The organism is Pseudalkalibacillus sp. R45, assembly GCF_052246725.1.
GTDB lineage: Bacteria > Bacillota > Bacilli > Bacillales > Fictibacillaceae > Pseudalkalibacillus.
Window position 1 is genome coordinate 229,868 of record NZ_JBQQCL010000002.1, and the last position, 13,039, is coordinate 242,906.

Consider the following 13,039-nt stretch of genomic DNA (forward strand, 5'->3'; position numbering starts at 1 on the left):
ACACCTAAAAAAGCACCGCCATTCGTGGCAGTGCTCTCATATATGATTATGCTTGTTGTTCAGTTGGTTGTTCATAGCGGTTGCGTGGGTGTTCACGACATTCGTCTGAACAAGAACGCATATGCTTTTCTTCACATTCGTGACATGCCACGTGTTGAATGTTGCATTCTGGGTTCGCACAATTAACGTAGCGATCCTCAGGTTTACCGCAATAATAGCATTTTCCGACTACCTTTTTTTCCACGCGGTTGATCGGTACTGAAATACGCTCATCGAAGACGTAGCATTTTCCATCGTATAGTTGTCCTTTGGTTTTCTCGTTTTTGGAATAATTGATAATTCCACCGTGTAACTGGTTTACGTCTTCAAAGCCTTCATTCTTCAAAAAACCGGAGAACTTTTCGCAGCGGATTCCTCCTGTGCAGTACGTGAGGATTTTTTTCCCTTCAAAATTCTCACGGTTCTGCTTAATCCAATCAGGAAGCTCGCGAAATGTTGTGATATCAGGACGGATCGCGCCTCTGAAGTGGCCGATGTCATATTCGTAATCGTTACGAGCGTCGATGATGACGACATCATCACGTTGCATCGCTTCATAAAATTCCTCTGGTTTTAAATGTTTACCTGTTGTGACATTTGGATTGATTTCTTTTAGAACACCAGAGTTCACAAGTTCAGGCCGATAACGCACGTGCATTTTCTTGAATGCATGTCCATCCGCTTCATCTATTTTAAACTCAATACCTTTGAACCTTTCATCGTTAAGCAGGGATTGCATATACGCGTCTGTCTGTTCAACAGTTCCGGATACTGTACCGTTGATCCCTTCATCCGCAATAAGGATTCGACCTTTCAAGTCGAGATCTTTACAAAATTGCAGATGTTCATCCTTGAATTGTTCGCCATTTTCTAACTCAGTGTACTTGTAATAAAGTAATACTCGATATGGTTTTGTCATGGTTGATCACCTATTCCTATGATATTGTATTGCAGGTACAACACCAGTTACAACGTTATATATTAGCAAACCCAACCAATGTTTGGCAAGTGAATTTTCATGGAATTTGTTGTAACCATGGAATAAGTACTTTATTTCACTTTTTCGAACAGGTTTTGAAAAGCAATCAGTGTTTGATCGATATGTTCATCGGTGATTTGATGATGGGTAGTCAATCGGATTGTCGTCGGACCGAATGGAACGGCAAGGATCCCTTTCGCTTTTAATGTTGACAAAATCTCATCCACTGATTTCCCTGTCGCTTCTGTCTCCACAACAACAATGTTTGTTTCAACCTGATTGTTGATTTTAAGATCGGTGATGTTACGTATACCTTCTGCAAGTCGTCTTGCACGTTCGTGATCTGCTTTCAAACGGTCTGCCATCTTGGTGAGAGCGATTAATCCTGGTGCTGCAACAACACCGACCTGTCGCAACCCTCCACCTAACCTTTTACGCCATTTGCGGGCACGTCGGATGAATGGTTCGCTACCCGCGATAATCGATCCGATAGGGGCTCCAAGTCCTTTTGAAAGGCAAATTTGAACAGTCGACGTATGCTCCGTAAAAGCCTTGACTGGAACAGCAAGTTCTGCTGCTGCATTGAACAAACGGGCTCCGTCCAGATGCACAGGAATACTGTGCTCCTGAGCGACTTGATGAAGCTCCCTCATGTTTTCGATCGGAACAATTGCGCCTCCCGCACGGTTATGGGTATTTTCAAGACAAACCAAACCTGTCTCAGGAAAGTGGACGTCTTCCCCGCGGATGGCATTCCGCAAATCATTCGGATTGATCGCCCCACGCTTGCCTTTGATCGTCCTGGTCTGAACGCCTCCAAAAGCGGAAATAGCCCCTCCTTCATAGTAAAAAATATGAGCATCCTCTTCGAGCAGTACTTCGTTCCCAGGTTGACAGTGAGTAAGGACTGCAATCTGATTTCCCTGCGTACCGCTTGTTACAAATATTGCTGCTTCCTTATCAAGGATTTCTGCTGCTTTTTCCTCTAATTTTTGAACTGTAGGATCTTCACCGTATACATCATCTCCGACTTCAGCTTCATACATCGCTTTCCGCATTTCTTCCGTCGGCTTCGTAATGGTATCACTCCGTAAATCGATCACTTCGATCCTCTCCTTTTATATGAATGGTTTCAATTTCGGGAATACGTTTAGTGCAGTATTATAAAAAACATCCTCATGATGCTTTTTTGGAATGATGCTCTTGATGAACTCAATATATGGCTTAACAGGGACCAACGGCCAATCCGTTCCGAACATGAATTTGCTGTAGTTGTCCGTGAAAGTCAATGCATGTAACAAATGATTGAAAAAGCGTGGGGATTCCTTGTAACGTTTGATATCCTCTCCCGTTCCGACAACAAGCCCGGATAAATCTGCGAAAACGTTGCGGTTTTTATATACAACCTCTGCCCCGTCCAGTGTCCACGGGTCACCAAAATGAGCCATGACGAAGTTGATTTCACGGTGCTTGACTGCTACTTCATCCAATGTCAACGGGTGGGCATATTTCAAAAGTCCCCTCTCGGAGTACGTATCTCCGGTATGGAAAACGATAGGCAGATCAAATTCTTTTGCCAACTCGTAGACCGGTTCGTATACTTCATCATAAGCGTAGAAAGGATAATAACCTAAGTAGATTTTCAAGCCGACGACTTCTGGTTTCTGGACCTCTGAGCGTAACCTTACCATCGCTTCTTCATCGAGCTGATATGGGTTGATTCCAGCGCAATAGACGATCGGAGCTGCTTGGTCAGCGAGATCCAACCCCATTGGCGTTCGTGCATTTTTATCCGGAAAACCGTTCTGTTCCATTTCAGCAAGCCCCATACCAATTCCTATTCTGACTCCAGCCTCTCGATATTCTTTGTAGATTCCTTCAGACGAATAATCCACTCCGGAAAGGTCTAGCGCTGTGTTGTGGAAGCTTTCGATCTTCGATAAGTGCATATGAGCATCAATGATTTTCATCCGACACCTCCATGAGATATAAATTGGGTGAAAAGGAAACCCTCACTCGTGTTGAGCAAGGGTTCTGAATTTTCTATGTTCATTTTATCATAGGATTGTCTTTGGCAAGGATTATTTGGCTGTGGAAATTTCCCGCTGAAGTGCAGGTTCAGGCATTTGGCGGTTCTCGACCCAGCGATCGAGGGACAAGTAGACGATTCCAGCGATGATACAGCCGATTCCTAAAATCGTGAACATCAAATTTCCAAGCTTGTATTCAAGTAAAATTCCACCGATCAATGGCCCAGCAACTCCGCCTAAAATCCATTGGAGTCCCGCTGCACCCATATAAGTTCCTCGCAGGTGCTCCGGGGCCAGGTTGGCAACAAAAGTCATCTGGACCGGTGACATCAGCATTTCCCCGAGCGTATAGATTCCGTATATCGCCAGGAAGACAACCATTACGATCAAGTAGTTCGTGTTAAGTGCATGAAAAGCCTGTGGCAGCCACCCCACAGATAATAAGCCGAATCCGAAAAGGATACAACCGTATAACATCACCCTTCCAATCGCCCTGTTCCCAGCCCATCGCGAAATCGGAAACTGGAACAACACGACGAGTAAACCGTTGAAAGCCAACATGTACGTATACGGATTTTGAGCATCTGTCAGGTTTGGCAGGGTCTGGTCGAAGTGCAATGGCAGCATCCCTTCTGTTTGAGTAAAGGACATCGAGATAACCACGCCTGTAATGATGAAGACAAACAAAAGCTTATCTCGTAAAATCACCTGGAATGGACTCGGGAAATCTCCCCCTTTTTGTTCTTCTTTTGTAGTGTTTTGCGATTTTTCTTTTTTCGGTAAGCTTTCCTTGATCCATATCAGTACGATTGCAGCATAGAAAAACATGCTTGCAGCTGAAATCATGAAAATGACAGCTTTTGAAAAGATGACAACCGATGCTCCCAACAAAGGACCGATTGCAGCACCGATATTATGTCCCATCCGAAGAAGCCCGAATGCTTCTGTCCTTTTTTCAGGTGATGTCACATCGGCTACCATCGCAGATGCAGCCGGATGGAACAACGAATTGAAGAATCCTAAGAACAAGGATAAAATGACGAACGACCAAAAATCATCCAGCCAGACAAAACCAAGCATGACGACAGCGTTACCTGCCATTGATCCGACCATAAGTGGTTTTCGACCATAAATATCAGCGAGACGCCCTCCAATCATAGTCCCGATAACCGATGCAAGAGGAGATACCCCCATGACGATTCCGACCTCCCAAATATGGTCGACGCGATCTTTCAAATATAATGCCAAAAATGGCAATAACATCATAAACGCAATTCCATTGATCGACTCACCGATGAACCGGATCCAGACATTGCGATCCATTTCACGATAAGCCCTCCACGTATCTTTCATTTCTCCCCCAACTTTCTCGGTACTTTATTTTTTGGTAAATTGATTGCATTAAAAAAGACTTGGTAAATCTATGCGTTGGCGTAGGTTCAGGACTACGCCGAATTGTTGATTGGCTGTAAAGTTATCCTTTATAAACACAAAAAAAAGCCGCAGGATTCCACATCCCACAGCTTTAAACACAAAATTCACAAACAAATCGGTTGTTTAAAAAACGAAGTGGTATCCATCCTGTAAAAGATAAAGTTGTTGCTGTGTTTTTACAAATTGTGTGATTTCCATGAATACCCACTCCTTTCATATTTTTACGACTCCCCACAAGTATAGAGAAAACCCTTACAAAAGTAAACAGAATGTTTCGTCGAGTCACTGATTGCAGTTTTGGACTTATTTGTTTTTATACTATCGTTGAGCAGGATGCATTGTAGTTTTAAGTGAGTTAGGTCTATTTTACTAAGTTGCTCAAGAAGGCATTGAATTTGCTCAAGAATACCTCAAAATTGCTCAAGATTGGGTGAAATTTGCTCAAGATTACTTCAAAATTGCTCAAGCTCCCGACAAATTGTCGATCACCACCTTGGATGGTGCCTGGCACCGAAAATGAAGCCTGCTATATCAGCGTTCTTCAGAGGTGCCTGGCACCGCTCTCTAGGAACTTCTCTACACTTCTATGGAGCCGAAATGGAATTTGGAGGATTTGCGGATTTCAACGTCAAAGCCGAATTGCGTGAAGCGAGGACTTTTCCAGTGATCCTTCAATACGACTCGGTATTTTGCCACTCTTTTCGCCTCTTCGATCAACTCTTCAGTTATTGGCTTATACAAAGCAAAATGCTTCAATGGTTCAATTCCGTCTGCATCCATGATTTTCTCTTCGAACATCGGGTCAAAATACACAACATCGAAACTATCCGAATCAAGCCCTTTCAGAATTTCATAATGATCCCCTTCACAGACTTCAATAGAACGCGTGGCGGAAACGATCTCAGGCATATCATGTTCATATATACTCAGACCCAGTCTCGTCAAAATAGCTAACGTAGGACTCCCTTCTATACCGACAACCCTACCCTGTGAACCGACGACGTACTTCGCAACGATACTATCAGCAGCCCATCCGATTGTGCAGTCCAATAACGACATTCCTTTTACTAAACGTGCATTCCGAATGAACGGATCCTCTTCTCCCCTTATCAATCTCTTTATCCGGAAGATTGCTGAATTCGGATGAAAAAACACTGGCTCTTTAACCTCTGAGTCATAAAATAGGATCCGCTCTTTCCGAACTACGATGACACCTTGACTTTCTATTTCCATCAGTTTTTCAATGGATCGATCTCTCCGTTCAACATACTTGATTCCAAGCGTTTCACCTAGTTGTTTTGCTCTTTGTATCAACGTCGACCTTGCTTTTCCACCTGTCGTAATAATCATTTCATTCTCCTTCAAACATGGGTTTGTACACAAAAATTCCACTCCTGTACCCGTTGCAGTTGAGGCATTTGTACATATTTTGTAAGTATAGCAGACCAGATATCACCAAATATTGGAGGGGAACACTGTTGGAAAAAATGAAAAAGTATATGCCTAAGAAAAAAGAGATGCATATGGGGGATATGCCTCACTACATGGAACATGATCATCACTGCTATCCGATGCACCATGGTGGCCATCATGATTATCACCATGGAGGATACGGGTATGGATACGGGTATGGATGCGGGAATACGTTTGCGATCATCGTCGTATTATTCATCCTATTGATCATTGTCGGAGCAGCTGCTTTTCACCACGGAGGTAAAGGCAAAGACTGCTAAAACTGAACAGACACTGTCAAGCTCATTGCCTACATGAAACGACTCATATAATAGAGTTTGTCTTTTCGTATGTAGTCCATTTGAAATGAAACTATGTACGTCCTGAATCTGGTTGAATCCATTCAATCAGATTTTTTCTTAGGCTTTTTTAGTAGAGAGTGTAGTTTCTATAAATGGGAAATTACCACGCTTTCTGTGGGCGTTCCGCGAGCCTCTAATTGAAAAAAGCGAGGTAACTATCCTCGCTTTTTCATTCGATACACTTGTATGAAGAAGATGATGAAAAATAGTAAGAGAATACCGAAAACTTGTATGTATAAAGGTTGGACTTTACCAAATTCAACTAAGCTCGAATCCTTTGGTAAATAAAGCGACTCACCTATATCAGGTTTAAAAGAGTAGGTAAGTACCATCCCGCTTAACACTTGAAAAACCATCACCAATACTACGATGGAAAATGTGTAAAGTAATGATCGTTTAATAGCTGATTGCATTTGACACCCCCTCTTGATGAAATAAAGAAACTGTCCCAAAAGAAAGTGGATGGGACAGTTTCCTGAACTTATTTGCAGTGGGTTTCAAAAGCGTTCACAAGGTTTGTCACGATATCGGATGGTTCATGGTCCTCGATTTCCTCACGGGGAATGAAGTGGACGACTTCTTGACCCTTTAGCAGTGCGATCGATGGTGATGATGGTTCGATATCAAGGAAATAAGATCTCATCACGGACGTCGCAACCTTATCTTGCCCAGCAAAAACAGTTATAAGGTGGTCAGGGTGGTGTTCATGTTCAATTGCTTGCCGTACTGCCGGACGAGCAAGTCCTGCAGCACAACCACAAACAGAATTGATCATAACCAAAGTCGTACCTTCCGCATTTTCCATATATTCATCGACTTCCTCAGGGGTTCTCAATTCTTTGAATCCTGCTTCTGTCAATTCATCTCTCATCGGTTGAACTAACTGTCTCATGTATTCTTCATATGCCATTGACATGGAACATACCTCCATTTTTGTTCATCTCGTTTTTACTTTATCATGTGTGTTCCGAAACATCAACGAGTACTCTATAATGCGTTCTTGGATACCTCAAAATCGGTTTTTCGCATTTTGAGGACGCCTTAATGCCTTCTTGAGTACCTCAAAATCAGTTTTTCGCATTTTGATGACTCCATAACGGTTTTCTCATTCATGAGGATACTTTTATCTGTTCACTTCTTCCCCTGGATCGTGTCGGTCATCTGTTTCCAGACGGAGCCTTTCGCTTCCTCTCCACCTTCGATCCGTTCGAGAGCCATGTTCACTTGCATCGCTACCTCGAATTCAGGGTCATCTTTCGCCTCTTTCAATGCAGGAATGGCAGATTCATCACCGACTTCATACAAGAACATCGCAGCACGCCATCGTACGAGTTTATTTTTATCATTCAATGAATCGATCATGACCGGGATGGCCTCTTTGAAGCCCAGATCCGACATACAATCACCGGCTGTACGACGAACGGTTACGGTCTTATCCTGAAGTGCTTTCGTCAGATGAGGAAGCACCTTCTGATCTTCAATCATGCCGAGATACACAGTAGCAAGACGCCGTATTGACGTTTTCTCATCCTCCAGTGCTTTTGCAAGGACAGGGATGTCTTCTTCTGTCGGATCCATTTGATCCAATGCTGCATAACGGTCCTTCCATTCTGGCTGCTCAAGCATATCCATCGTCACTTTGTAGGATGCTTTCTTTTGGGACTGATCGTCAGCCTTGTTCTGTTCAAACGCCTGCTCCTTCAACCTGTTCAAACGTTCATCATCATACGCTGCGCTGATTTCTTCAGCTACCTCATTACCGACGGCTTCCATATCTCCATACCGGGCACTCTGTTCGATCCATTGACGTTCCATCACGAGGTTGTCTGATGAGGACTGTGCTTCCATCGCAATGGTCATGAAACGTTCAGGTAATCCGACTCTTTTTTCAGTCTCACCTTTAATCAGTTTGATCTGCATCGGAATGCCACGGAACTTTTGGATAAATACTTTCACTTCATCAAAGTCTTCATCATGCTCTTTCTGTTCATTTTCATCAACTGTTTCCGCCTCTTCCCCGAAAACATGACGGGCCTTGGGCAGAATCACTTTCCAATCATGTTTCGGATTCCGTTCAAGAGCAATGAAATCAGCAACATAATACAAACCCTTGACCCCTTCGATGGCAAGTAATTGGTTGAGAGGTTCAGGTGCCTCCTCTTCTTGATCAGATTTGAAATTCATGTTTTTTCCACTCGGTAAAGCTTTATCTACAATCAGTTTCATCGTATTGGGACTTGGTGTTGGTTCGATACCGCGCAGTTTCATAATGTGAAAAACTCCCTTCCATACGTTCTCTACTATAAAAAATATAACATAGAAGACCCTTGCTTTTGTAATATTTGGGTTCTCCCTTATTGCCCTGAAAATATTTTTAGAAATTTCTAAATTTTTAACTAAAAAGTGTTCGTTCTGATATAAAATGGGGTATATAGCATATAGCAATTATTTTTCCCTAAAATTTGAAAGGAGAGTGGGTTTCCATGAAAAAGCTCGCTGTTGAAGGCAGAATCATCAGTATCACACATGATCGAATCGTTGCTGTAGAAGGTGGACAAATGTTTACGTATAACCGGGCCTATTACGAAATCATTCCTCAAACCTTTCACAACCAAACAGCTTAGTAAGAAAATGCGAAGGGGCTGGATCCATCGTCCACCCCTTTTGCATGCTTACGTTATTTAGATTTTCCGCTTTCTAAGTTCATCCATGACTTCAACGATTCTCTCATGAACCCTTTCGATGAACATTTTGTTCTCGATGATCCTGCTTTCCCTTTTGTTATGAAGGGTAAGGATGGATTCTTGACTCTCATCTACCCTCGCAGCCAACTCCATTAACGGTTCTTCAATCAATTTTGCCCGTGCATCTGGAAGTGTTTGGTCACCGTGCTCTTCATTACTACTCAATTGATCCAAAATGAAATACATCGTCGCACCAACACTATGTTTGCAAATTGCTGCGTCGTCTGGACATGAACAAGTCACCTCATAATCAGGCAAGAGAGGGATTCCATCCACTAATTGAAAATAGCCATCGACCTCATAATCCCCTTGAACGCCTTCTACTACACATTCGAAGTGATTCGGAAACACTTGAAATCCACGTATTTGATGATCATTGTACAAAACCATTCCGCGTTGGAATCTCTGGTAATCGACTTGATCTGTAAAATGATTCAGCCAATTTTGAAGCCTTGAATCTGTCTTGTTCTTTCGATTTGTCATGAGTTCAACACCTTCTCCCGTAACTGGATCAGTTCGATGAATTCGTTGTCGCTCATTTCTGTGACCCATTGATCTTCGTGATTTACAATTTGAGAGGTGAGCTCTGACTTCCGATCGATCAACCTGTCGATTCCTTCTTCAAGGGTCCCTTGTGTGATCATTTTATATACCTGGACGTTCTGTTCCTGCCCGATACGGTAAGCACGGTCCGTTGCCTGGTTCTCAACTGCGGGATTCCACCAGCGGTCAAGATGGATGACGTGGTTCGCCTCCGTCAGGTTCAACCCGACACCACCAGCTTTGATCGATAAGATGAACACACATTTTTTGCGGTTCTCTCTGAATTTTTTCAAAAGCTGCTCTCTTTTTTGCGAGGGAATGCCTCCATGTAGAAAGAACACTTTGATATCCGGTTCTTCTTTTTTAAGCAACTTCTCAAGCATTTCCCCCATCTTCACATACTGGGTGAACACCAGAGCTTTCTCTTCTGCTTTTACATCTTCCCTTAAAATATCCAGGAACTTCGTGATCTTTCCGGAATGTAAAGCGTGTGGCTCTTCCCATGTCAATAGAGCGGGATGATTGCACACCTGCTTGAGTCGCGTGATACCGCCAAGGATCGTCCCCCTTCGTTCCATCCCTGTTGCTTTAAGCAATTTTTCACGGATTTGATCAACGACCATTTGATAAAGCGACGCCTGTTCTTTCGTCAATTGACAATGAATTTTCGTTTCAGTCTTCTCAGGCAGTTCTTCTACGATCGAGGTTTGCATTTTCGATCTTCTCAATAAAAATGGCTGGATCAAACGTTTCAACACCTCGACGCGTTCGGTATTCCCTTCTTTCTCAATCGGCCGGATGAATTGCTGGCTGAAAGAAGTGCGGTTCCCCAAGTATCCAGGGTTGAGGAAATCACAAATCGACCATAGCTCTTCTAAACGGTTTTCCATAGGTGTTCCGGTCAGCGCAATTCTGTGGACAGCCTTCAAAGAACGTACGATTTTACTTTGTTTTGTTGTCGGATTTTTGATCATTTGTGCTTCATCCAAGATCATCGTGTTCCATTGTAGATCTTTGAAGAGATCATGATCCCTCAATACGAGCGCATAGCTTGTGATGATGACATCCTGCCCATGTAAAAACTGTTGGAATGCCAGCTCATCTTGTGCACGGTCTGCTCCATGATGGATCGAAACATTCAATGATGGCCCAAACCGTTCGAATTCACGTTTCCAATTTCCGAGCACTGACGTTGGGCAGATGATCAAATGGGGCCCATCTTCCTGACCACTATCCAATAGATAGGAAATCGCCTGGATTGTCTTCCCCAGTCCCATATCATCAGCAAGACATACACCTATTCGTCTTTCCCGATGAGAACGGAGCCATTGGAATCCTTTTTTCTGATATGGCCGTAGAATTCCGTTGAATGTCTCAGGGATTTCATATTTTTCCTCTGTCGGTGCTAAAAAGTTTTCCAGATAGTCGTGGACTTCCCGATCGATCTGGAAATCGATGTCTGACTCAAAGTCATTGTTTTTCGCTGCCACGCCGACGAGAGTAGCAAACGAGCTTTTATTGCGGACAAGAGGCTCCAACTCACTGATTTCATCATAAATCTGATCGATTTTCGATTGCGGCAGCATGATCCACGTATCGTCACGTTGGATAATGTAAGCCTGCGAACGCACAAGCCTTTTAAAGTCTTCTACCGACATTTCGATATCCCCAATAGCAATCTGCCAATCAAAGTCCAAGAGACTGCTCAACCCAATGCCCTGATCACCGTTGTTTTTCACATTCAGCGTCACCTTGACGTCTTTATTCTCAAGCGAGCGGAACGACCAACCTGCCGGGAAAGTCAAGTTGATTTCCATCGATTTCAAAACACTCAAGTTTCCATGCAATGTTCTCAATGTATCCAGGGTGATTTCAGTAGAACCGAATTCCCTTAATTGACGCTGCAATTTATATAGAAGGTCATCCATCTGGACCAGATAATTCAAGCGGTCATCGACCCAGCCTTTAATATGGGAACGAATGACTTTCGGATCATCCAGCGGAACGCGTCGTTCTTCCTCTTGTTCCGTTCCTTTGACAAAAATGCGGATCGCCCAGGACGACATGCTCTCATCTGATAACGGAAAGCAGTCGATTTCCATAGAGGTTGCGTTGAAGCCTGTTTGGATGAATTGCTGCTTGAAATGAAGAAGACCTTTTTCAAGCGTCCTATAAGAATCGGAACTCAATGGTGAATGCCACTTTCTAACTTCACGGATCAAAACGTGAAGCTTTTGGACGTCATCTTTTGTCTCGACGATATGAAAAAAGCTTGCATTTGAATCCAAAAGTGCTTTTTCCCATATCCTCATTATCTCTCCATCTCCCTGTTCAAGGTCGATTTCGGGACCGGAAGTAAGAAAAAGCTTCAAAACTTGATCCGCCCAGATATCGAGCATCAAATTCTGCCATTCGCGTATCGGAAATGTCGACAAGTGCTCAAACGAAAAGATGAGCGGCGATGCCGTTTTCAGCCAATTGGACATAGCGCCACCTTCAAGGACTTTTCGAGACAGCATCCATTGTGCATACACATAGTGTCGCTTTTCTTTCGAGATTTCATAAATCGTCGGGAAGTATTGCCCCCCTCGGATCAGTGTTTCGATGCTACGGGCTACAGATTCCCAGTAGACGAAGCTCTCACCGAAATAAAAGGACCCTTCTGTCCGATGTGCGACTGGGTTTTGTAAATACAAATAGACCCGCCACATATCGACGAGCATTCCCTCAACTTCGTAAAACTCCTCGTCCCATTCGACCATGAGCGTTTTGCATTCTTCTTGTTCACTTGTAAAAACATGAGAGAGACCTGACTCGCCTAATAACCATTGCAAGCGAGATTTGCTGATGGAGATCGGCTCTCCATTCGGCCTGGTCACCCAGATCAAGAACTTCCCTCTTTCATCGAGGGATGGTATGAATGTCATTTGCAAGTGATAATATGTAATCATCGCCTAACTCCCATTGGAATCCAGTTTCCTCAAATTTTGTCCATAACGTCTATTTTACCATATTTCTTGAAATGTATAAATTGCGTCATTCCTTCCCTGGTTAAAAGGCGGAAAATCATGAAAACAAAGTTCCAGCGAAATTCACTCCCTTTCGCGGCTTAAGATAGTGACTCCAAACTTTTAGAGGTTAACGGACATAGGAGACCTTATTTTGCGATAAATGCCACGTTTCGTTAAGTTAACGGACACCAGAGACCTTATTTAATGCAAACTCATAAAAATCAATCGTTTTATAGACAAATAGCGTCTCTCATGTCCGTTAAATCTCTGAAAACCATCTAACTATCACAAATAACGGCTCTCATGTCCGTTAACTTGCAACTTTCCCCTATTGGGCATTCCTGCCTTGCTTTTCCCGCTGGAATGTCACAAATTCTAATAAAGGAATTTCTAATAGGATCGTTAATAATGCCAAAACAAAAACCCATCACGCTTATCTAGTCCT

The 13,039-nt window shown here is 43.2% G+C and carries 12 protein-coding genes; 2 read left to right on the top strand and 10 right to left on the bottom strand.

The annotated features are described in order from the left end of the window. Window positions 1-46: 46 nt before the first annotated feature. The 5 genes from trhO to ACTWQL_RS06980 form a co-directional block, all read right to left on the bottom strand. The gene (gene trhO / locus ACTWQL_RS06960; protein ID WP_443141729.1) at window positions 47-958 is read right to left on the bottom strand and encodes an oxygen-dependent tRNA uridine(34) hydroxylase TrhO; all 912 of its coding nucleotides are present in this window, start codon (window positions 956-958) and stop codon (window positions 47-49) included. Between the two features lie 131 nt (window positions 959-1,089). Beyond that, window positions 1,090-2,121 carry a threonine aldolase family protein gene (locus ACTWQL_RS06965; RefSeq protein ID WP_443141730.1) on the bottom strand — a complete coding sequence of 344 codons (1,032 nt, stop codon included), beginning with the start codon at window positions 2,119-2,121 and terminating at the stop codon, window positions 1,090-1,092. Window positions 2,122-2,136: 15 nt separating this feature from the next. Further along, window positions 2,137-2,988, bottom strand: coding sequence for an amidohydrolase family protein (locus tag ACTWQL_RS06970; protein WP_443141731.1), 852 nt, complete (start codon window positions 2,986-2,988; stop codon window positions 2,137-2,139). A 111-nt stretch (window positions 2,989-3,099) separates the two neighbouring features. Next, window positions 3,100-4,401, bottom strand: coding sequence for an MDR family MFS transporter (locus ACTWQL_RS06975; RefSeq protein WP_443141732.1), 1,302 nt, complete (start codon window positions 4,399-4,401; stop codon window positions 3,100-3,102). A 657-nt stretch (window positions 4,402-5,058) separates the two neighbouring features. After that, entirely contained in the window at window positions 5,059-5,832 is a 774-nt protein-coding gene (locus tag ACTWQL_RS06980; protein WP_443141733.1) for a class I SAM-dependent methyltransferase, read from the bottom strand. Window positions 5,833-5,969: 137 nt separating this feature from the next. Between ACTWQL_RS06980 and ACTWQL_RS06985 the strand changes: the two genes are divergently transcribed. Beyond that, on the top strand, window positions 5,970-6,215 hold the full coding sequence (locus ACTWQL_RS06985; protein ID WP_443141851.1) for a YjcZ family sporulation protein: 246 nt from the start codon (window positions 5,970-5,972) through the stop codon (window positions 6,213-6,215). 236 nt (window positions 6,216-6,451) lie between these two features. Here ACTWQL_RS06985 and ACTWQL_RS06990 read toward each other — a convergent pair whose 3' ends face one another. The 3 genes from ACTWQL_RS06990 to ACTWQL_RS07000 all read right to left on the bottom strand — a co-directional run bounded on the left by ACTWQL_RS06990 (window position 6,452) and on the right by ACTWQL_RS07000 (window position 8,564). Continuing rightward, the gene (locus tag ACTWQL_RS06990) at window positions 6,452-6,709 is read right to left on the bottom strand and encodes a hypothetical protein (RefSeq protein WP_443141734.1); all 258 of its coding nucleotides are present in this window, start codon (window positions 6,707-6,709) and stop codon (window positions 6,452-6,454) included. A 68-nt stretch (window positions 6,710-6,777) separates the two neighbouring features. Further along, window positions 6,778-7,212, bottom strand: coding sequence for a BrxA/BrxB family bacilliredoxin (locus ACTWQL_RS06995; RefSeq protein WP_443141735.1), 435 nt, complete (start codon window positions 7,210-7,212; stop codon window positions 6,778-6,780). Window positions 7,213-7,427: 215 nt separating this feature from the next. After that, window positions 7,428-8,564, bottom strand: a complete 1,137-nt coding sequence (locus tag ACTWQL_RS07000) for a conserved virulence factor C family protein (protein ID WP_443141736.1) — start codon at window positions 8,562-8,564, stop codon at window positions 7,428-7,430. A 215-nt stretch (window positions 8,565-8,779) separates the two neighbouring features. Here ACTWQL_RS07000 and ACTWQL_RS07005 point away from each other — a divergent pair, with 215 nt between their 5' ends. Continuing rightward, window positions 8,780-8,920 (top strand): hypothetical protein, encoded by a 141-nt coding sequence (locus ACTWQL_RS07005; RefSeq protein WP_443141737.1) that lies wholly within the window; start codon window positions 8,780-8,782, stop codon window positions 8,918-8,920. A 57-nt stretch (window positions 8,921-8,977) separates the two neighbouring features. Here the strand turns inward: ACTWQL_RS07005 and ACTWQL_RS07010 are convergent, their stop codons facing one another. Together ACTWQL_RS07010 and ACTWQL_RS07015 are read right to left on the bottom strand one after the other, a co-directional pair. Beyond that, a complete protein-coding gene (locus tag ACTWQL_RS07010; protein WP_443141738.1) occupies window positions 8,978-9,523 on the bottom strand; it encodes an SWIM zinc finger family protein in 546 nt (181 codons plus the stop codon). After that, the gene (locus tag ACTWQL_RS07015) at window positions 9,520-12,534 is read right to left on the bottom strand and encodes a DEAD/DEAH box helicase (RefSeq protein ID WP_443141739.1); all 3,015 of its coding nucleotides are present in this window, start codon (window positions 12,532-12,534) and stop codon (window positions 9,520-9,522) included. The genes ACTWQL_RS07010 and ACTWQL_RS07015 overlap by 4 nt, the downstream gene beginning before the upstream one ends. Window positions 12,535-13,039 lie beyond the last annotated feature (505 nt).

Bases quoted from the DNA above. Each gene is read 5' to 3' on its own strand.
- trhO (WP_443141729.1), bottom strand. From the start codon at position 958: ATGACAAAACCATATCGAGTATTACTTTATTACAAGTACACTGAGTTA.
- ACTWQL_RS06970 (WP_443141731.1), bottom strand. From the start codon at position 2,988: ATGAAAATCATTGATGCTCATATGCACTTATCGAAGATCGAAAGCTTC.
- ACTWQL_RS06975 (WP_443141732.1), bottom strand. From the start codon at position 4,401: ATGAAAGATACGTGGAGGGCTTATCGTGAAATGGATCGCAATGTCTGG.
- ACTWQL_RS06980 (WP_443141733.1), bottom strand. From the start codon at position 5,832: ATGATTATTACGACAGGTGGAAAAGCAAGGTCGACGTTGATACAAAGA.
- ACTWQL_RS06985 (WP_443141851.1), top strand. From the start codon at position 5,970: ATGAAAAAGTATATGCCTAAGAAAAAAGAGATGCATATGGGGGATATG.
- ACTWQL_RS06990 (WP_443141734.1), bottom strand. From the start codon at position 6,709: ATGCAATCAGCTATTAAACGATCATTACTTTACACATTTTCCATCGTA.
- ACTWQL_RS06995 (WP_443141735.1), bottom strand. From the start codon at position 7,212: ATGTCAATGGCATATGAAGAATACATGAGACAGTTAGTTCAACCGATG.
- ACTWQL_RS07000 (WP_443141736.1), bottom strand. From the start codon at position 8,564: ATGAAACTGCGCGGTATCGAACCAACACCAAGTCCCAATACGATGAAA.
- ACTWQL_RS07005 (WP_443141737.1), top strand. From the start codon at position 8,780: ATGAAAAAGCTCGCTGTTGAAGGCAGAATCATCAGTATCACACATGAT.
- ACTWQL_RS07010 (WP_443141738.1), bottom strand. From the start codon at position 9,523: ATGACAAATCGAAAGAACAAGACAGATTCAAGGCTTCAAAATTGGCTG.
- ACTWQL_RS07015 (WP_443141739.1), bottom strand. From the start codon at position 12,534: ATGATTACATATTATCACTTGCAAATGACATTCATACCATCCCTCGAT.